This is a genomic window from Dyella sp. 05T440 (genome assembly GCF_056395965.1).
On sequence record NZ_JBFTKN010000006.1, the window covers coordinates 86,656 to 105,172 of the forward strand.

Below are 18,517 nucleotides of genomic sequence, written 5' to 3' on the forward strand. Positions count from 1 at the left end.
CGACGTGCGGACCGGCCACTGTTACAGCGTGCGGGCAACCTCGATACGCTCGAAGCATTCGATCTGGTCACCGGCCTTGACGTCGTTGTACTGCTTCACGGCGATACCGCATTCCATGCCGTTGCGCACTTCGTCGACCAGGTCCTTGAAGCGACGCAGCGATTCCAGTTCGCCCTGGAAGACCACCGTGTTGTCGCGCAGCACGCGGATCGGCTTGCTGCGCTTGACCGTGCCTTCGATGACCATGCAACCGGCCACTGCACCGAACTTGGAGCTGCGGAACACTTCACGCACCTGCGCGATGCCGATGATCTCTTCGCGAATCTCCTTGCCAAGCAGACCCGAAGCGGCCTGCTTCACCTGGTCGATCACGTCATAGATGATCGAGAAGTAGCGGACATCCAGGCCCGAGGTATCGATCACCTTGCGCGCCGAAGCATCCGCACGGACGTTGAAGCCGATCACCAGCGCCTTGGAGGCGGCGGCGAGCGTGGCGTCGGACTCGGTGATGCCACCGACGCCGGCGGCGATCACATTGACCTTCACGTTCTCGTTGCCGATCTGGCTGAGCGATTCGCGCAGCGCCTGCACCGAACCCTGCACGTCGGCCTTGACCAGGATGTTGAGCGTCTGCTGCTCGGCGCCCTGGGCCATCTGCGCCATGATGTCTTCAAGGCGGTTGGCCTTGCTGACCATGCGCGTTTCGCGACGCTTGAGCTGGCGCTCGGCGGCCACTTCACGGGCGAGGCGTTCGTCTGCCACCACCACGAAGTCGTCGCCGGCTTCCGGCACGCCGGACAGACCCAGCACCTGCACCGGAATCGACGGACCAGCTTCCTGCACGGTCTTGCCGGCTTCGTCGATCAGCGCACGCATGCGGCCGTACTCGATACCGCAGACGACGAAATCGCCGCGCTTGAGCGTGCCCTGCTGCACCAGCACCGTCGCCACCGGGCCGCGACCGCGGTCCAGGCTGGATTCGATCACCACGCCGGAGGCGGGGCCATCTTCCACGGCGGTCAGCTCCATCACTTCGGCCTGCACCGAAATGGCGTCGAGCAGGTCGTCGATGCCCATGCCGGTCTTGGCCGAGACGGCCACGAACGGGGTGTCACCGCCCCACTCTTCCGGAATCACTTCCAGATTGCCGAGGCCTTGCTTGACGTGGTCCGGATTGGCGTCGGACTTGTCCATCTTGTTGAGCGCCACGATCAGCGGCACCTTGGCGGCGCGTGCATGCTGCACGGCTTCGGCCGTCTGCGGCATGACGCCGTCGTCGGCTGCCACGACCAGCACCACGATATCGGTGGACTGGGCGCCGCGGGCACGCATCGACGTAAACGCCGCATGGCCCGGGGTGTCGAGGAAGGTGATCACGCCCTTGGGCGTTTCCACGTGGTACGCGCCGATATGCTGCGTGATGCCACCGGCTTCGCCCGAGGCGACCTTGGTGCGGCGGATGTAATCGAGCAGCGAGGTCTTGCCGTGGTCGACGTGGCCCATGATGGTGACCACCGGCGGACGCGGCTTCTTCTCGCCCTCGAGCTCGGCGTTCTGCGTGTGGGCAGCCAGCGCGGCTTCGGCGTTGTTCTCGCTTGCCGCCACCGGGGTGTGGCCCAGCTCTTCGACCACCAGCACCGCGGTGTCGTGGTCGATGGTCTGGTTGATGGTGGCCATCACGCCCATCTTGAAGAGGGCCTTGACCACTTCCGAACCCTTGACCGCCATCTTGTTGGCCAGATCGGCCACCACGTTGTGGTCACCGATCACGACTTCACGCACCACCGCAGCGGTGGGACGGGTGAAGCCATGCGGGCCGCTGGAGGACGGGCTGCTATACCGCGAGGTATCGCGGCTCGGGCCACGGCCGGACTTGCCGCCACGCTTGTTGTTGCTGGAGCGGCGCGCACGGTCGGCGTCGCTCAGGTGCATCTCGCCTGCCGCAAAGCGCTTGCCACCAGGGCCTTCCTCGCGCTCGCGGGCATAACGGGTCTTGTTGCTGCTGCCGGCCGGTGCCGCGGCGCCAGCCGCAGCATTGGGGGCACCCGGCGTGCGGGCTGCAGCTGCGGCGGGCGCTGCTGCCGCCGGAGCGGGCGCAGGGGCCGGCGCGGGCGCGGGGGCCACAACCACGACCTTCTTCTCGCGACGACGCGGCTCGTGGATGGTCGGCACGATCATGCCCAGCGCACTGTGATCGATGCGCTGGACCGACTGTTCGACCGGTGCCTGCTTGTCGGCAGCCTCGGCGCTGACCGGCTCGGCCACCATCGGCGTCGGCTCGCTGCGTGCGGGGGCAGAGGCAGCTTCGGCGGCCACCTGGCGCTCCTGCTGTTCCCTGGCGCGTGCAGCGGCCTCAGCCTCGGCCTGCTGGCGACGCTGTTCTTCTTCAGCCTCGCGCTGGCGCTGAGCTTCGTCGGCGCGCTGCTGGGCTTCTTCCTGGCGGCGGCGATCCGCATCCAGGCGCTCGGTTTCTTCGTGGTCGCGCTGCGTCTGAGATTCCTGCAGCTTGCGCACGGCGTCTTCGCGCTCGACGTCATTGCCCGCTTCTTCGGCGATGACGCTGCGCTTGACGTAGGTTCGCTTGGCGCGCACTTCGACGTTCACCGTCTTGGCGCTGGCAGCGGCACCGCGGCCGCCCGGCGTGGCGACTTTGAGCTCGCTGACCTTGCGGCGCTTGAGGGTGATCTGGCGGGGCGAGCTGTCGTCCGCTTCCGCGGGACTGATCTCGGTTTTGCCATGGGTACGGCGCAGGAAGCCCAGCAGCTTCACCTTTTCGGTGCTGCTGATGATCTGCTCCGGATCGGAGAATTTCATACCAGCTTCGCCCAGCTGCCCAAGCAGCCTGTCCACCGGCATGCCAAGTACCTTGGCAAGTTGTTTGATCGTTACGTCCGACATCGTGTTCTTTCTCCGCCGTTCCCGCGCTTAACGTCCGTGCGGCTTCGCCTGCACAGCCAACCCATCCATGGTGGAGGCATCTCAGCCCTCCTCGGTGCGCTCTTCCAGAGCGCTACCGCCCGCGGTTAGCCACCTTTCTCCAGACGAGCGATCATCGGCGCACGTGCTGCCATGATCAGCGCCGCAGCGCGTTCCTCGTCCATGCCATCGATGTCGATCAGGTCATCAACCGCGAGGTCGGCCAGATCGTCCACCGAGACCACTTCACGCGAAGCCAGCGCAAATGCGGTGGCCTCGTCCATGCCCGGCAGATGCAGGAGTTCATCGGACGGCTGATGCTCGTCGATGCCCTCTTCCACGGCCAGTGCTTCGGTGAGCAGCGCGTCGCGGGCGCGGGCGCGGAGCTCTTCAACAATGTCTTCGTCGAAACCTTCCACGGCCAGCAGCTCGGCGCTCGGCACATAGGCGATTTCTTCGACGCTGGAGAAGCCTTCCTGCACGAGGATGTTGGCGATCTCCTGGTCCACTTCCAGCTTTTCCATGAACAGCTGGCGTGCGGCTTCCTGTTCGGCCTCGCTCTTGGCGGCGACCTGGTCCTGCGTCATCACGTTGAGCTGCCAGCCGGTGAGCTTGCTGGCGAGGCGCACGTTCTGGCCACCGCGACCGATGGCCTGGGACAGCTTGTCCTCGGCGACGGCGATGTCCATCGAGTGCTTCTCTTCGTCCATGATAATGGACTGCACTTCGGCCGGCGCCATCGCGTTGATGACGTACTGGGCCTGGTTTTCGTGCCACAGGATGATGTCCACGCGCTCGCCATTGAGCTCGTTGGACACGGCCTGCACGCGCGAACCGCGCATGCCGATGCAGGCGCCGATGGGATCGGTGCGGGTGTCGTGCGCAACCACGGCGATCTTGGCGCGGTCGCCCGGATCGCGGGCGCAGCCCTTGATCTCGACCAGGCCCTGGCCCACTTCCGGCACTTCGAGCTTGAACAGCTCGATCATGAATTCCGGTGCGGCCCGCGAGACGAACAGCTGCGGGCCGCGGGCTTCGGAGCGCACCTCGTAGAGGTAACCGCGCACGCGGTCGCCGACACGGGCCGATTCGCGCGGAATGGTGCGGTCGCGCGGGATGAAGGCCTCGGCATTGCTGCCCAGGTCCAGATAGACGTTGCCGCGCTCGACGCGCTTGACGATGCCGGTAACCAGCTCGCCCACGCGTTCGCGGAAGGCGTCGACCACCTGCATGCGCTCGGCTTCGCGCACGCGCTGCACGATCACCTGCTTGGCGGCCTGGGCGGCGATGCGGCCGAATTCGGCGTTCTCGACCTGCTGCTCGATGTATTCGCCGACCTCAGCGTCTTCGCGCTCGTCGACGGCGTCCATCAGGCGCACCTGGTGGTAAGGCGATTCCATCTCACCGTCGTCGGCGATGATTTCCCAACGACGGAACGTTTCGTAATCGCCGGAGTGGCGATCGATGACCACGCGGACATCCGGATCTTCATCCGGATAGCGCTTCTTGGCGGCGGACGCGAGAGCCGCTTCCATGGCCTGGAAAATCACTTCACGCGGCACGCCTTTTTCATTGGCAACCGCGTCAACCACCAGCAAAAGTTCTTTGCTCATTGCAGCAACTCCGTAGACGCCGCCGGCGCCCCATCGGTTTTAAGTTGATTTACTTCGCGGCCTTCTTGCCCGGGGCTTTACCCGGCTTGGGCTGCGGCACATAACCGAGCGCCACCCAGTCGGGCACCACGCGCGCGCTTTCCACCGCGTCATGGTCGAACTCGAAGGTCTTGCCTTCGGCTTCCAGCGAGATCCGCTCGCCTTCGACCGAGATCACCTTGCCGCGCAAGCGGCGACGTCCTTCCATGGGCGCCTTGAGCAAAATCTTCACTTCCGTTCCCGCCACCTTGGCGAACTGCGCCGCGGTAAACAGCGGACGGTCGATGCCGGGCGACGAAACTTCCAACACGTAATGCCCCGGAATCGGATCTTCCACGTCGAGCATGGCCGAGATTTCCCGGCTGGCCGCCTCGCAGTCTTCGACGTTGATCTCGCGGCCCTCGGTGTCGAGGAAGACACGCAGGGTACTCTGCCCCTGCGACGGGGTGAACTCCACGCCGATGCATTCCAGGCCCAGATCGGCCAGAACTTCCGTAAAGCGTTGAGCCAGTGCCTGCGTATCCATGATTGCCCTACCGTTACTGATCGCCAGAAACAAAAAATGGGCTCAAGCGGCCCATTCCATGCTCTAAAAATAGAGCGTCTCGCCGATGTCCCGACCCATCCAGACTCTTTCGGGGCACCTGGGGCGCAGCCAGCATCTAAGCGGCTTGTGACGCACGTGCGACGCTTCCTTGCGCCCAACAAAAAAGCCTCACGAGGAGGCTTTCTTGTTCTAAGAAAGATCTGGTAGCGGGGGTAGGATTCGAACCTACGACCTTCGGGTTATGAGCCCGACGAGCTGCCAGACTGCTCCACCCCGCATCAGAGTCCGCAAAGATTAGCGAGATGGCCGAATTCTTGCAAGCCTTTTCGCTAACTAATTTCACTTCATCGACAAGAAAGCGTCACGGAGATGCGGCCGCGACGCCCAAAAATCAAGCAATCATCAACCGACGAAAACGCTCTGGCACCAGCCGAACAGCGGGCCCCAGACGATGCCGAGCACCAGCAGCGCAAGCACGTTCAACGACAGTACCAGACGCACCGAGACGTCCTTCTGCAGATGCACTTCGGTGCCTTCCACCGGCTTGTCGAAGTACATCACCTTGACCACGCGCAGGTAGTAATAGAGGCCGATGATGGCGAACACCGCGCCGACCAGGGCCAGCCACAGGAAGCCGGCATGGATCGCCGCCTGGAACACCAGCAGCTTGCCGAAGAAGCCGAACAGCGGCGGCACGCCGGCCAGCGAGAACATCACCAGCATCATCAGGAACGCCGCCCACGGCGAGCGCTGGTTGAGGCCCTTGAGATCGTCGATCTCTTCGCACTCAAAGCCGGCACGCGCCAGCGCCAGGATCATGCCGAACGCTGCGGCGCTGGTGATCGCATAGCTGATCGCATAGAACAGCGACGAGGCATAGCCTTCCGGACCGGCATTGACCAGGCCGACCAGCAGGTAACCCATGTGCGAGATGGTCGAGTAGGCCAGCAGGCGCTTGAGGTTGGTCTGCACGATGGCAACGATGTTGCCGATCGCCAGCGACAGCACCGCCAGGCACGCCAGCATCAGCTGCCAATGCTGGGACAGGTCGCCCAGGCCCGACGCCAGCAAACGGTAGGCCATACCGAACGCCGCGAGCTTCTGCGCGGAACCGATGAAGACGGTCACCGCGGTCGGCGAACCCTGGTACACATCCGGGATCCACATGTGGAACGGCGCGGCACCGAGCTTGAAGCCGATACCCACGATCATGAAGATCAGGCCGAACACCAGCAGATGCGGCATGCCCGTGTGGCCGGCGGCCATGTGCAGGCGCACGAGGTCGAGCGTGCCGGTGGCACCGTAGACCATGGACATGCCGTACAGCAGCATGCCCGAGGCCAGTGCGCCCAGCACGAAGTACTTGATGGCCGCTTCCGAGGACAGGCGCGAATCACGGTTGAGTGCGACCAGCGCGTACGACGACAGCGTAAGCAGTTCCAGGCCCAGGTACACCATGATCAGGTTGCCGGCCGAGACCAGCAGCATGATGCCGATCACTGCGAAGATGGTCAGCGTGTAGAACTCGCCCACGAACAGCTTGCGGTCCTGCAGATAGGGCTTGGCGTAGAAGAACACCAGGACGGTGGTGAGCAGCGAGAAGACCTTTAGGATCTCCGAGACGCCGTCGCGGATGAACATCCCGTTGAACGCGGTGACCGCCTGGCTGGGCTGGCCGGCGACCACCAGGTAGATGGCCACCAGCAGCACGGCAATCGACAGCCAGTGCAGCACCGGGCGCTGCTCGGGCTTCATGAAGGCATCCAGCAATAGCAGCAAACACGCTGCCGCCACCAGATAGAACTCCGGCAACAGGATCAGTATGTCATTGAAATTCGGCATGATCAGTCCTGCTTAGATCTTGTGGTTGCCAAGCTGGGTCACCAGCTGCGTGACCGACGAATCCATCAGATGGATCAGCGGCTGCGGCCAGATGCCCAGGGCGAACACGGCTGCGGCGAACGCGCCCAGTACAAACCATTCGCGTCCGTTGAGGTCCTTCATCTCCGCCACATGCGGATTGGTGATGTCACCCCACAGCACGCGCTTGACCATGTACAGCGTGTAGGCGGCGCCGATGATCAGGGTGAACGCGGCAAAGAACGCGATCAGCGGATTGGCCTGGAAGCTGGCCAGGATCACCTGGAATTCGCCCACGAAACCGCTGGTACCCGGCAGGCCGCTGTTGGCCATGGCGAACACCACGTAGAAGAAGCCAAACCACGGCATCACGTTGATGACGCCGCCGTAATCCTTGATCTGGCGCGTATGCATGCGGTCGTACAGCACGCCGATGCACGAGAACATCGCGCCCGAGACGAAGCCGTGCGAAATCATCTGCACCATCGCACCCTGCATGCCCAGCTTGGCGGCATCGAGGTTGTTGCTGCCGCGCACCAGCATGAAGGCGATGAAGATGCCCAGCGTGACGAAGCCCATGTGCGCCACGGACGAATACGCCACCAGCTTCTTCATGTCCTCCTGCACCAGCGCGATATAGCCGATGTAGACCACCGCGATCAGGCTGAGGCCAATCACCACCCAGGCATACGCATCGGCGGCGTCCGGCGTGATCGGCAGCGAGAAGCGCAGGAAGCCGTAGCCACCGATCTTCAGCATCACCGCGGCCAGCACCACCGAACCACCGGTCGGCGCTTCCACGTGGGCGTCCGGCAACCACGTATGCACCGGCACCATCGGCACCTTCACGGCAAACGCGATCAGGAACGCGAAGAACAGCCAGGTCTGCTCCTTCATGCTGAGCGGCAGCGCCGCCAGCGTGGCGAGGTCGAACGAGCCGGCCTTCAGGTACAGATAGATCAGGCCCACCAGCATGAAGATGGAGCCAAAGAACGTGTAGATGAAGAACTTCAGCGTGGCGTACACGCGACGCGGACCACCCCAGACGCCGATGAGGATGAACATCGGGATCAGCATGGCCTCGAAGAACACGTAGAACAGCAACGCGTCGGTGGCGCAGAACACGCCGATCATCAGGCCTTCGAGCACCAGCATGGCGGCCATGTACTGGTGCGGATTGGTCTGGATGACCTCCCACGCGCCCACGATCACCAGGATGCCGACGAAGCTGGTCAGCAGGATCAGGGCCACCGAAATGCCGTCGACCGCCAGGTTGTAGTGGACGCCCAGCGAGGCGATCCATACATGGCTTTCGCCAAGCTGCTTGGTGGCGTCTGCCGCGTTGTACATCGGCAGCATGTAGAGGCTGAGCACGAAGGTGAGCACGGCGACCGCCAGGGCGATCCAACGCGCGGCGTTGGGTCGACCGGAGCCGGCGAGCAACACCGGGATGGCACCCACCACGGGGAGCCAGATCAGCAGGCTGAGCAAATGATTGAACATGGAGCAGGTTCCCTTATTGCCCGACCAGCCAATACCCGCCAAGCAGCAGGATAAGGCCGAGAATCATCGCGAAGGCGTAGTGATAGAGATAGCCGGACTGCAGGCGACGCATACCACCTGCAATACGGTCGACCAGACCCGCCGAACCATTGACCAGCACGCCGTCGATAACCGCCGCATCGCCGCCCTTCCACAGGGCACGACCCAGCGCCATACCGCCGCGTGCGAAGACGATGAAGTACACCGCGTCGAACCAGTACTTGTGGTTGAGCAGGTTATAGATCGGTTTGAGCGCGTTCTTGATGCGATCGGCCACGGACGGGTTGAACAGGTAGATGTAGGTCTGGATCGCAAACGCGGTCAGCACCAGCAGGAACGGCAACTGCGTGAAGCCGTGCAGCGCCATGCCCAGCGAACCGTGGAACTCCTTGGCCAGCTCGCCCAGGACGTTGTTCGCCTCATTGACGTGGATGGCCGAACCGAACCACTCGCCAAAAAGCAGCGGCTGGATGGCGATGAAACCCACGATGATCGACGGGATCGCCAGCAGGATCAGCGGCAGCCACACCACCCACGGCGACTCCTTCGGCGTCTCGTGCATGATGCCCTGCTCGTGATGACCGTGGTCATCCTTGTGCGAGACATGATGGTGCTCGTCGTGCGCGGCGTGCTCGTCGTGGCCGTGAGCGTGATCATGACCGTGGCCATGATCGTGCACCACCACGAAGCGTTCCTTGCCGTGGAAGGTCAGGTACATCTGGCGGAAGGTGTACAGCGCGGTCACGAAGGCGCCGGCCATCACGCAGAAGTAAGCGTAGGTGGCACCCCAGCGATGCGACTCGCCCACCGCTTCGATGATCGCGTCCTTGGAATAGAAGCCCGCGAAGAACGGCACGCCGCACAGCGCCAGCGAACCAATCCACATGGTGATCCAGGTGATCGGCATGTACTTGCGCAGGCCGCCCATGTAGCGCATGTCCTGCTCATGGTGCATGGCGATGATCACCGAGCCGGCACCCAGGAACAGCAGCGCCTTGAAGAAGGCATGCGTCATCAGGTGGAACACGGCGCCGGCATAGGCCGACACGCCCAGCGCCACCGTCATATAGCCCAGCTGCGACAGCGTGGAGTACGCCACGACGCGCTTGATGTCGTTCTGCACGATGCCGATCAGGCCGGTGAACAGCGCACCGGTGGCGCCGATGATCATCACGAAGCTGAGTGCGGTTTCCGACAGTTCGAAGATGGGCGACATGCGCGCCACCATGAAGATGCCGGCGGTCACCATGGTCGCGGCGTGGATCAGTGCCGAGATCGGGGTGGGACCTTCCATCGAATCGGGCAGCCACACGTGCAGCGGCACCTGGGCGGACTTGCCCATCGCGCCGATGAACAGGCAGATGCAGATGACGGTGGCGGCATCCCAATGCGTGTTCTGGGTGATCTGCAGGGTCTTGCCCACCAGGCCCGGCGCCGCGGCAAACGCCGTGGTGTAGTCCAGCGTGCCCAGGAAATACAGCACGCCGGCGATGCCGAGCAGGAAGCCGAAGTCGCCCACGCGGTTGACCAGGAACGCCTTGAGGTTGGCGAAGATCGCCGTCGGGCGCTTGTACCAGAAGCCGATCAGCAGGTACGACACCAGGCCTACCGCTTCCCAGCCGAAGAACAGCTGCATGAAGTTGTTGCTCATCACGAGCATCAACATCGAGAAGGTGAACAGCGAGATGTAGCTGAAGAAGCGCTGGTAACCCGGGTCGTCGGCCATGTAGCCGATGGTGTAGATGTGCACCAGCAGCGACACGAAGGTTACCACCACCATCATCATGGCGGTCAGGCGATCGATCATGAAGCCGACGTGGGCGCTGTAGTTGCCGATCTCGAACCAGGTGTAGATGTTCTGGTTATAGATCGGCGCGCCGCCCGTAGTGAGCTGGTACAGCACGTAGAACGACAGGCCGCAGGCGATCGCCACGCCCAGGATGGTCACGCTGTGCGAACCGGCGCGACCGATGAAGCGACCAAAGAAGCCCGCCAGCAGGCAGCCGACGAGCGGTGCCAGGGCGATGGTCAGCAGAATGGAGGTAGACAATTCCATCGGGTCAGCCCTTCATGCTGTCGATTTCGGCGACATTGATGGTGCTGCGGTTGCGGAACAGCAGGACCAGGATCGCCAGGCCGATGGCGGTTTCCGCCGCAGCCACGGTGAGGATGAAGAACACGAACACCTGCCCCGCCACGTCGCCCAGGAAACGGGAGAACGCGACGAAGTTGATGTTCACCGCCAGCAGCATCAGCTCGATCGACATCAGCAACACGATGACGTTCTTGCGGTTGATGAAGAGACTGGCCAGCGCGATGCAGAACAGCACGGCGCCGAGCACGATGAAGTGCGAAAGCGTGATCATGGGGTGGTCTCCTTGCCCGGTGCCGACTGGGGCGCGACGGGAACTTCCGCGGCCATCTTCACCACGCGGACGCGGTCACGCGGGTTGACGCGAACCTGCTGCGAGGCCTGCTGGTGACGCACACCGGTGCGCTGGCGCAGGGTCAATACCACGGCAGCCACCACACCCACGGTGAGGATCAGTGCGGCCACTTCGAACGGCAGCAGGAACTGCGTGTAGAGCGCAGTGCCCAGCCAGGCGGTGTTGGACATGCCAGCCACGGTGGCCGGATCGGCGCCCATCACGGCCTGGTGCATCGCACGCACGCCGATCAGCGCGAGCATTTCGCCCAGCATGACCAGGGCCACGATGATGCCGACCGGCAGGTATTTGATGAAACCCTCGCGTACGTGTTCCTGCTTGATGTCCAGCATCATCACCACGAACAGGAACAGCACCATCACCGCGCCCACGTAGACCACGATCAGGGCGATGGCGAGGAATTCCGCTTCGGCCAGCAGCCAGATGCAGGCGGTGCTGAAGAAGGTGAGCACCAGCGACAGCACGGCATGCACCGTGTTGCGCAGCGTGATCACGCCCAGCGCCGCCACCACGGTGACGGCCGCGAAGGCGTAGAAACACACGAGTTGGAACATATTCGTATCGATCATGATGTCCCGTCCTCAGCGATACGCGGCGTCTTGAGCGCGGGCAGCCGCGATGTCCTGCTCGAAGCGATCGCCGATGGCGAGCAGCTGCGGCTTGGTCACCACGTTCTCGCCACGCTGCTCGAAGTGGTACTCATGGATATGCGTTTCGACGATCGAGTCGACCGGGCAGCTCTCTTCGCAGAAACCGCAGAAGATGCACTTGAACAGATCGATGTCGTAACGCGTGGTGCGGCGCTGGCCGTCGCTCTCGCGCGGGGCGGAGTCGATGGTGATGGCGAGCGCCGGGCACACCGCCTCGCACAGCTTGCACGCGATGCAACGCTCTTCGCCGTTGGCGTAGCGACGCAGCGCATGCAGGCCGCGGAAGCGGTTGGACTTGGGGATGTGCTCCATCGGATAGCGCATGGTGTACTTGGGGCTGAACATGTAACGCATGGTCAGACCCAAGCCCTTAAACAGCTCGATGAGCAGCAGGCTTTTGAAATAGTGAGTTACGCGGGACATGTTTCTTCAGCCTCCCGTGCCGACGGTGACCCAGCCGAAAAACTTCATGCAGCCGGCGACGAGGACCCAGACGATGGTGATGGGAATGAATACCTTCCAGCCCAGACGCATGATCTGGTCGTAGCGGTAACGCGGGAAGCTGGCGCGGAACCACAGGAACATGAAGGCGAAAACGAACACCTTGACGAACAGCCACAGCACGCTCGCCTGCCCCACGATGCCCCACGAAGCGGGCAACGGCGACAGCCAGCCGCCCATGAACAGGATCGGCGCCAGGAAGCTGATCAGGATCATGTTGGCGTATTCGGCCAGGAAGAACAGCGCGAAGGCCGAGCCCGAATACTCCACGTGGAAGCCCGCGACGATTTCCGATTCACCTTCCGCCACGTCGAACGGCGCGCGGTTGGTTTCGGCGACGCCCGAGATGAAGTAGATGATGAATACCGGCAGCAGCGGCCACATGAACCAGTCAAGGATGCCCTTGCTGCCGGCCTGCGCGTGCACGATGTCGGTGAGGTTCAAGGAACCGGCCAGCACCAGCACGCAGACCAGGCACAGGCCCATGGCCAGCTCGTACGAGATCACCTGCGCCGCCGAACGCATCGCACCCAGCAGCGCGTAGCGCGAGTTGGACGCCCAGCCGGCCAGGATGATGCCGTACACGCCGAGCGAGGTCATCGCCAGCAGGTACAGCAGGCCCGCGTTGACGTTGGCCAGCACCATCTTGTCGTTGAAGGGAATCACGGCCCACGCGGCCAGCGCCGGGATCAGCGCCAGCAGCGGCGCCATGTAATACAGGGTCCGGTTCGCGCTGGTCGGAAGAATGACTTCCTTGATCAGCAGCTTGGTCACGTCCGCAAAGGCCTGCAGCAGGCCGAACGGGCCGACCTTGTTGGGCCCCATGCGCACGTGCATCCAGCCGAGCACCTTGCGCTCCCACCACACGTACAGCGCCACCGTGATGACCAACGGCAGGACGATGCACAGGATGTAGATGACCGGCATGACCACCTGGTTGAAGATCTGTTCGCCCATGTGCTTACGCCTTGCTCAGGGTGAGGGCTGCGCCGTAGGGCGGCAGCGAGACAGTGTCGTCGTGTGCGGCCTCGATCCAGGCCGCGCCATCGGGCACGGTCGCATCGATCGCCAGCGGCAGCACCGCATCGGCCACGCGCACCGCATCGCCCTCGCCCAGACCCTGGCGCTTGGCTTCGTCCGCATTGATGCGAACGGCCGGCGCACGGTTGAGCGGGTGCTTGCTGAGTGCGGTCGCACGACGGAGCACGGCATCGGTACGGTAGATCGGCCAGGTGGCGAGGCGGCTCAAGCCAACCGCCGACGGACGCGAAGCCAGCTCGGCGCGCGGCTGATGCGCACGCTCGCTGATGCCTTCGCGCAGACCGGCCAGGTCGTCGAACTCGAAACCGGCGAGCTTCATCACGCCGCCCAGTGCACGCAGCACCTTCCAGCCCGGACGCGCATCGCCCGGCGCCTTGGCGCCGGCAGCCACGCTCTGGGCGAGGCCGTCGACATTGACCAGGGTGCCGTCGATTTCCGGCAGCAGACCGATCGGCAGGATCACTTCGGCCACTTCGCGCAGCGCGTCGCTGGCATAGGCGGTAAACGCCACCACCTTCTGCGCGCCCTTGAGCGCCTTCAGCAAGGCAGCGCCATCGGCGACGTCCTGCGGCTCGACGCCGTACAGCACATAAGCCTTGCGCGGCTGGGCCAGCATCGCCTGGGCATCGAGGCCGCCGTTACCCGGCAGCACGCCGACGCGGCCCAGGCCGATGGCATTGGCACCGACCGGCAGCTCGTTGTAACCGGCACCCGTCGCCTGCGCGATGAACTGCGCCACGGCGCGCAGCCACGAGGCCTGCGGATGCGTGACGGCGGCTTCGCCGAGGATGACGACCGCACTGCCGCTCTTCAGATCGGCAATCGCGTCCTTGTCGCCCTCGTCGCACGACGCAGCGTGGATCGCATCGGCCAGTGCGGCCGGCGCGGTGGCACCCGCTTCGACCACGCCCTTGGCCAGCGACAGCAGCGCATCGACCAGGGCCTGCGGCGCCACGATGGCTTCGCCGGTCAGCTTGTAATTGAAGTTGAAGCTCGCCGGATTGACGGCGTAAACCTTGGCGCCCTTCTTCACCGCCTGATGGATGCGGTGATTGAGCAGCGGCATCTCGTGACGCAGATCCGAGCCGACCAGCAGCGCAGCCTTGACCTTGTCCAGCTCGGCGACCGGCTTGGCGAATGCCGTGGCGATCGCGTTGTCGGCGAAGTCGAGCTGACGCACGCGGTGATCGATATGCGCGCTGCCCAGGCCACGGGCGAGGCGCACCAGCAGGTCGCCTTCCTCATTCGTGGTGGCCGGATGCACCAGCACGCCCAGCTCGCTGCCCGGCACTGCCTTGAGCGATTCCACAGCGGCGCTCAGCGCGTCGTCCCAGGTGGTGGTGACCCACTGGCCGTTGCGCTTGACCTGCGGCGCGCCGACGCGATCGGCCGCGTACAGACCTTGATTGCTGTAGCGGTCGCGATCGGAGAGCCAGCACTCGTTGATCGATTCGTTGTCGCGCGGCACCGTGCGCAGCACCTCACCGCGGCGCGTGTGCAGCCACAGGTTGGAGCCCAGCGCATCGTGATAGGCAACCGACGGCTTGGCGATCAGCTCCCAGGCGCGCGCCTGGAACTGGAACGGCTTGTTGGTCAGCGCGCCCACCGGGCAGACGTCGATGATGTTGCCCGACAGTTCCGTCTCGATGGTCTTGCCGATGTAGGTACCGATCTGCAGGTTGTCGCCGCGGCTCATGCCGCCGAGCTCGTACGTACCGGCGATTTCGCTGGTGAAGCGCACGCAGCGCGTGCACTGGATGCAGCGGGTCATCTCGGTGGCGACCAGCGGACCGAGGTTTTCGTCGGCGATGGTGCGCTTGCGTTCGGTATAGCGCGACACGCTGCGGCCATAGCCCAGCGCGACGTCCTGCAGTTCGCACTCGCCGCCCTGATCGCAGATCGGGCAATCCAGCGGGTGGTTGATCAGCAGGAACTCCATCACGTCCTTCTGGAACTTCAGGGCGGAGTCGGAGCGCGTGGTGACCTTCATGCCTTCGGCCACCGGGGTGGCGCAGGCCGGCTGCGGCTTGGGCATGGGCTTGCCGCCCATTTCCACTTCCACCAGGCACATGCGGCAGTTGGCGGCGATCGGCAGCTTGCGGTGATAGCAGAAGCGAGGAATGTTGATGCCGATGGCATCAGCCGCCTCGATGATCATGGCGCCCTTGCGGATCTGCGTGGGCTTGCCATCGACCTCGATGTTCACAAGGTCGAGATTGGGTGCTGCGGGCTGCGCACTCATGCGGCGGCTCCAAGCTTGTCGTCGACAATGGAGCGGCCATTGACGATGTAGTACTCAAATTCATCCCAGAACTGGCGCAGGAAGCCCTGCACCGGCCACGCCGCGGCTTCGCCGAACGCGCAGATGGTGTGGCCTTCGATCTGGCCGGCAATGGCCTTGAGACGATGCAGGTCTTCCATGGTGCCCTGACCTTCCACGATGCGATCCAGCACGCGGTGCATCCAGCCGGTGCCTTCGCGGCACGGCGTGCACTGACCGCAGCTTTCCTTGTGGAAGAACTGCGAGATGCGGCGGGTGAAGCGCACCGTGCAGACGGTGTCGTCGAGCACCACGATGGCGCCCGAGCCGAGGCCCGTCTTCAAGTCACGCAGCGTGTCGTAGTCGAACGGCAGACCCTTGAGCTGTTCGGCGCGCAGTACCGGCATCGACACGCCGCCGGGAATCGCACCCTTCAGCGTGCGGCCCGGACGCAGGCCACCGGCCATTTCCAGCAGCTCGTCGAAGGTGGTGCCCAGCGGCACTTCGAAGTTGCCGCCCTTCTGCACGCAACCGGAGACCGAGAAGATCTTCGGACCGCCGTTCTTGGTCTTGCTCTGCGCCAGGAACCAGTCCGCACCCTTGCGCAGGATGGCCGGCACCGAGGCATAGGTTTCGGTGTTGTTGATCGTGCTGGGCTTGCCGTACAGGCCGAAGTTGGCCGGGAACGGCGGCTTGAAGCGCGGCTGGCCCTTCTTGCCTTCCAGCGATTCCATCAGCGCGGTTTCTTCGCCGCAGATGTAGGCACCGGCGCCGAGTGCGCCATAGATGTCCACATCGAGGCCGGTGCCCTGGATGTTCTTGCCCAGCAGACCGGCGGCGTACGCTTCCTTCAGCGCCTCTTCGAAATGCTCGAAGGGCTCGTGATGGAACTCGCCACGCAGGTAGTTGTAAGCCACGGTGGAACCGGTGCAATAGCACGCGATCGCCATGCCTTCGATCACCGCATGCGGGTTGAAGCGCAGGATGTCGCGGTCTTTGCAGGTGCCCGGCTCCGATTCGTCGGAGTTGCAGAGGATGTACTTCTGCATGGTGCCCTTGGGCATGAAGGACCACTTCAGGCCGGTCGGGAAGCCTGCGCCGCCGCGGCCGCGCAGGTTGCTCTTCTTGATCTCGTCGATCAGGGCAGTCGGGTCGGGCTTCTCGGCGAGGATTTTCTTCCACGCTTCATAGCCACCCACCTGGGTGTAGCTGTCCATCGCCCACGGCTTGTCGAAATGCAGCGTGGTGTAGACGACCTGATGTTCTTGGGGTGCGGGTCCGTAAGCCATTGCGCCCAGCCCTTACTTAAGACCATCGAGGATTTCATCGATCTTCTGGATCGAGAGTCGCTCGTGGTAGTGACCATTGACGGTCATCGCCGGCGCGCTGGCGCAGGCGGCGATGCATTCTTCTTCGCGCTTCAGATACACGCGGCCATCGGCGGTGCTTTCGCCCAGCTTGATGCCCAGCTTCTGCTCGCAGTGCTTCACCAGGTCGTCGGCGCCATTGAGCCAGCACGAGACGTTGGTGCAGATGGCCACGTTGTTGCGGCCCACCGGCTTGGTCTCGAGCATCGAGTAGAAGCTCGCCACCTCGTACGCCCACACGGCGGGCAAGTCGAGGTACTTGGCAACGGCGGTGATCAGCTCGTCGGTGAGGAAGCCTTCGTTCTGCTCCTGCGCGGCAAACAGCGCCTGGATCAGCGCCGAACGCTTGCGGTCAGGAGGAAAACGGGCAACCCACTCTTCGATGTGATGACGAGTGTGTTCGTTCAGTACGACGAGCGGGTCGACATTCTTGACCTGCGCGTAATTTCCGGTGGCTTTCATGTGTGGTTTCCTCCGGGCTCAGCGATCGACTTCGCCGAACACGAGGTCATAGGTACCGATCATCGCCACCACGTCGGCCAGCATGTGGCCGCGCACGGTGACGTCCATCGAGGACAGATGGGCGAAGCCCGGCGCGCGCAGGTGCACGCGGAACGGCTTGTTCGCACCATCGGATACCAGGTAGCAGCCGAATTCACCCTTCGGTGCTTCCACGGCGGCATAGGTCTCGCCCGCAGGCACGCCATAGCCTTCCGTGAACAGCTTGAAGTGATGGATCAGTGCTTCCATGTCCTCCTTCATGCTTTCGCGATGCGGCGGCGCCACCTTGTAGTTCTGCACGATGACAGGACCCGGGTTGGCCTTCAGCCACTTCACGCACTGCTGGATGATCCGGTTGGACTGGCGCATTTCTTCCACGCGCACCAGGTAACGGTCGTAGCAGTCGCCGCCCACGCCCACCGGGATGTCGAAATCGACTTCGGCGTACTTGGCGTACGGCTGCTTCTTGCGCAGATCCCACTCGATGCCCGAACCGCGCAGCATCACGCCTGTCATGCCCCAGGCCTGCGCCTTTTCCGGCGGGATCACGCCGATGCCGACCGTGCGCTGCTTCCAGATACGGTTGTTGGTGAGCAGTTCTTCGTACTCGTCGACCTTGGTCGGGAAGTCGCTGGTGAACGCTTCCAGATAGTCGAGCATGGAGCCTTCGCGCCAGGAGTTGAGGCGCTTGAGGTCCTTGCCCTTGTGCCAGGGCGACTCGCGGTACTGCGACATGTGATTGGGCAGATCGCGGTAGACGCCGCCCGGACGGTAGTAGGTCGCGTGCATGCGCGCGCCCGACACCGCCTCATAGACGTCCATCAGTTCCTCGCGCTCGCGGAACGCGTACAGGAACACCGCCATCGCACCCAGGTCGAGCGCGTTGGAACCGATCCACATCAGGTGATTCAGGATGCGGGTGATTTCGTCGAACATGGTGCGGATGTACTGCGCACGCTCCGGCACCTCGATACCCATCAGGGTTTCGATGGAGCGCACGTAGGCGTGCTCGTTGCACATCATCGACACGTAATCGAGGCGATCCATATAGCCGATCGACTGATTGAACGGCTTGGACTCGGCCAGCTTCTCGGTGCCACGATGGAGCAGACCGATATGCGGATCGGCGCGGACCACCGTTTCGCCGTCCATCTCCAGCACCAGGCGCAGCACGCCGTGCGCAGCGGGATGCTGCGGGCCGAAGTTCATGGTGTAGTTGCGGATCTCTTGCAT

General features: G+C 63.6%; 14 protein-coding genes and 1 tRNA gene. All 15 read right to left on the reverse strand.

The features are described 5' to 3' along the window. Positions 1-21: 21 nt before the first annotated feature. On the reverse strand, positions 22-2,898 hold the full coding sequence (gene infB, locus AC1DE1_RS09705; protein WP_477175977.1) for a translation initiation factor IF-2: 2,877 nt from the start codon (positions 2,896-2,898) through the stop codon (positions 22-24). 125 nt (positions 2,899-3,023) lie between these two features. After that, positions 3,024-4,529: a transcription termination factor NusA gene (gene nusA, locus AC1DE1_RS09710; protein ID WP_441604073.1), complete on the reverse strand. Its 1,506-nt coding sequence runs from the start codon at positions 4,527-4,529 to the stop codon at positions 3,024-3,026. Positions 4,530-4,578: 49 nt separating this feature from the next. After that, the gene (locus AC1DE1_RS09715; RefSeq protein ID WP_441604072.1) at positions 4,579-5,094 is read right to left on the reverse strand and encodes a ribosome maturation factor RimP; all 516 of its coding nucleotides are present in this window, start codon (positions 5,092-5,094) and stop codon (positions 4,579-4,581) included. A 222-nt stretch (positions 5,095-5,316) separates the two neighbouring features. Beyond that, a tRNA-Met gene (locus tag AC1DE1_RS09720) sits at positions 5,317-5,393 on the reverse strand. A gap of 124 nt (positions 5,394-5,517) precedes the next feature. Further along, positions 5,518-6,957, reverse strand: coding sequence for an NADH-quinone oxidoreductase subunit NuoN (gene nuoN / locus AC1DE1_RS09725; RefSeq protein ID WP_441604071.1), 1,440 nt, complete (start codon positions 6,955-6,957; stop codon positions 5,518-5,520). Between the two features lie 12 nt (positions 6,958-6,969). Then, entirely contained in the window at positions 6,970-8,478 is a 1,509-nt protein-coding gene (locus AC1DE1_RS09730) for an NADH-quinone oxidoreductase subunit M (RefSeq protein WP_477175978.1), read from the reverse strand. Positions 8,479-8,491: 13 nt separating this feature from the next. Beyond that, on the reverse strand, positions 8,492-10,573 hold the full coding sequence (nuoL, locus tag AC1DE1_RS09735; RefSeq protein WP_477178218.1) for an NADH-quinone oxidoreductase subunit L: 2,082 nt from the start codon (positions 10,571-10,573) through the stop codon (positions 8,492-8,494). 4 nt (positions 10,574-10,577) lie between these two features. Continuing rightward, positions 10,578-10,883 (reverse strand): NADH-quinone oxidoreductase subunit NuoK, encoded by a 306-nt coding sequence (gene nuoK, locus AC1DE1_RS09740; protein WP_046970165.1) that lies wholly within the window; start codon positions 10,881-10,883, stop codon positions 10,578-10,580. Next, complete coding sequence (locus AC1DE1_RS09745; RefSeq protein ID WP_477179067.1) at positions 10,880-11,533, reverse strand: NADH-quinone oxidoreductase subunit J; 654 nt, start codon at positions 11,531-11,533, stop codon at positions 10,880-10,882. Before AC1DE1_RS09745 ends, nuoK begins: the two co-directional genes overlap by 4 nt. Positions 11,534-11,545: 12 nt before the next feature. Next, complete coding sequence (gene nuoI / locus AC1DE1_RS09750) at positions 11,546-12,037, reverse strand: NADH-quinone oxidoreductase subunit NuoI (RefSeq protein WP_046970163.1); 492 nt, start codon at positions 12,035-12,037, stop codon at positions 11,546-11,548. Between the two features lie 6 nt (positions 12,038-12,043). Continuing rightward, entirely contained in the window at positions 12,044-13,072 is a 1,029-nt protein-coding gene (gene nuoH, locus AC1DE1_RS09755; RefSeq protein WP_477175981.1) for an NADH-quinone oxidoreductase subunit NuoH, read from the reverse strand. 4 nt (positions 13,073-13,076) lie between these two features. Beyond that, entirely contained in the window at positions 13,077-15,398 is a 2,322-nt protein-coding gene (gene nuoG, locus AC1DE1_RS09760) for an NADH-quinone oxidoreductase subunit NuoG (RefSeq protein ID WP_477178219.1), read from the reverse strand. Continuing rightward, positions 15,395-16,705 carry an NADH-quinone oxidoreductase subunit NuoF gene (gene nuoF / locus AC1DE1_RS09765; protein WP_441604065.1) on the reverse strand — a complete coding sequence of 437 codons (1,311 nt, stop codon included), beginning with the start codon at positions 16,703-16,705 and terminating at the stop codon, positions 15,395-15,397. The genes nuoG and nuoF overlap by 4 nt, the downstream gene beginning before the upstream one ends. A gap of 12 nt (positions 16,706-16,717) precedes the next feature. After that, positions 16,718-17,245: an NADH-quinone oxidoreductase subunit NuoE gene (gene nuoE, locus AC1DE1_RS09770; RefSeq protein ID WP_046970159.1), complete on the reverse strand. Its 528-nt coding sequence runs from the start codon at positions 17,243-17,245 to the stop codon at positions 16,718-16,720. An 18-nt stretch (positions 17,246-17,263) separates the two neighbouring features. Then, positions 17,264-18,517: an NADH-quinone oxidoreductase subunit D gene (locus AC1DE1_RS09775; RefSeq protein ID WP_441604064.1), complete on the reverse strand. Its 1,254-nt coding sequence runs from the start codon at positions 18,515-18,517 to the stop codon at positions 17,264-17,266.

Coding starts and splice junctions, on each gene's coding strand:
- infB (WP_477175977.1), bottom strand. CDS start 2,898: ATGTCGGACGTAACGATCAAACAACTTGCCAAGGTACTTGGCATGCCG.
- nusA (WP_441604073.1), bottom strand. CDS start 4,529: ATGAGCAAAGAACTTTTGCTGGTGGTTGACGCGGTTGCCAATGAAAAA.
- AC1DE1_RS09715 (WP_441604072.1), bottom strand. CDS start 5,094: ATGGATACGCAGGCACTGGCTCAACGCTTTACGGAAGTTCTGGCCGAT.
- nuoN (WP_441604071.1), bottom strand. CDS start 6,957: ATGCCGAATTTCAATGACATACTGATCCTGTTGCCGGAGTTCTATCTG.
- AC1DE1_RS09730 (WP_477175978.1), bottom strand. CDS start 8,478: ATGTTCAATCATTTGCTCAGCCTGCTGATCTGGCTCCCCGTGGTGGGT.
- nuoL (WP_477178218.1), bottom strand. CDS start 10,573: ATGGAATTGTCTACCTCCATTCTGCTGACCATCGCCCTGGCACCGCTC.
- nuoK (WP_046970165.1), bottom strand. CDS start 10,883: ATGATCACGCTTTCGCACTTCATCGTGCTCGGCGCCGTGCTGTTCTGC.
- AC1DE1_RS09745 (WP_477179067.1), bottom strand. CDS start 11,533: ATGATCGATACGAATATGTTCCAACTCGTGTGTTTCTACGCCTTCGCG.
- nuoI (WP_046970163.1), bottom strand. CDS start 12,037: ATGTCCCGCGTAACTCACTATTTCAAAAGCCTGCTGCTCATCGAGCTG.
- nuoH (WP_477175981.1), bottom strand. CDS start 13,072: ATGGGCGAACAGATCTTCAACCAGGTGGTCATGCCGGTCATCTACATC.
- nuoG (WP_477178219.1), bottom strand. CDS start 15,398: ATGAGTGCGCAGCCCGCAGCACCCAATCTCGACCTTGTGAACATCGAG.
- nuoF (WP_441604065.1), bottom strand. CDS start 16,705: ATGGCTTACGGACCCGCACCCCAAGAACATCAGGTCGTCTACACCACG.
- nuoE (WP_046970159.1), bottom strand. CDS start 17,245: ATGAAAGCCACCGGAAATTACGCGCAGGTCAAGAATGTCGACCCGCTC.
- AC1DE1_RS09775 (WP_441604064.1), bottom strand. CDS start 18,517: ATGCAAGAGATCCGCAACTACACCATGAACTTCGGCCCGCAGCATCCC.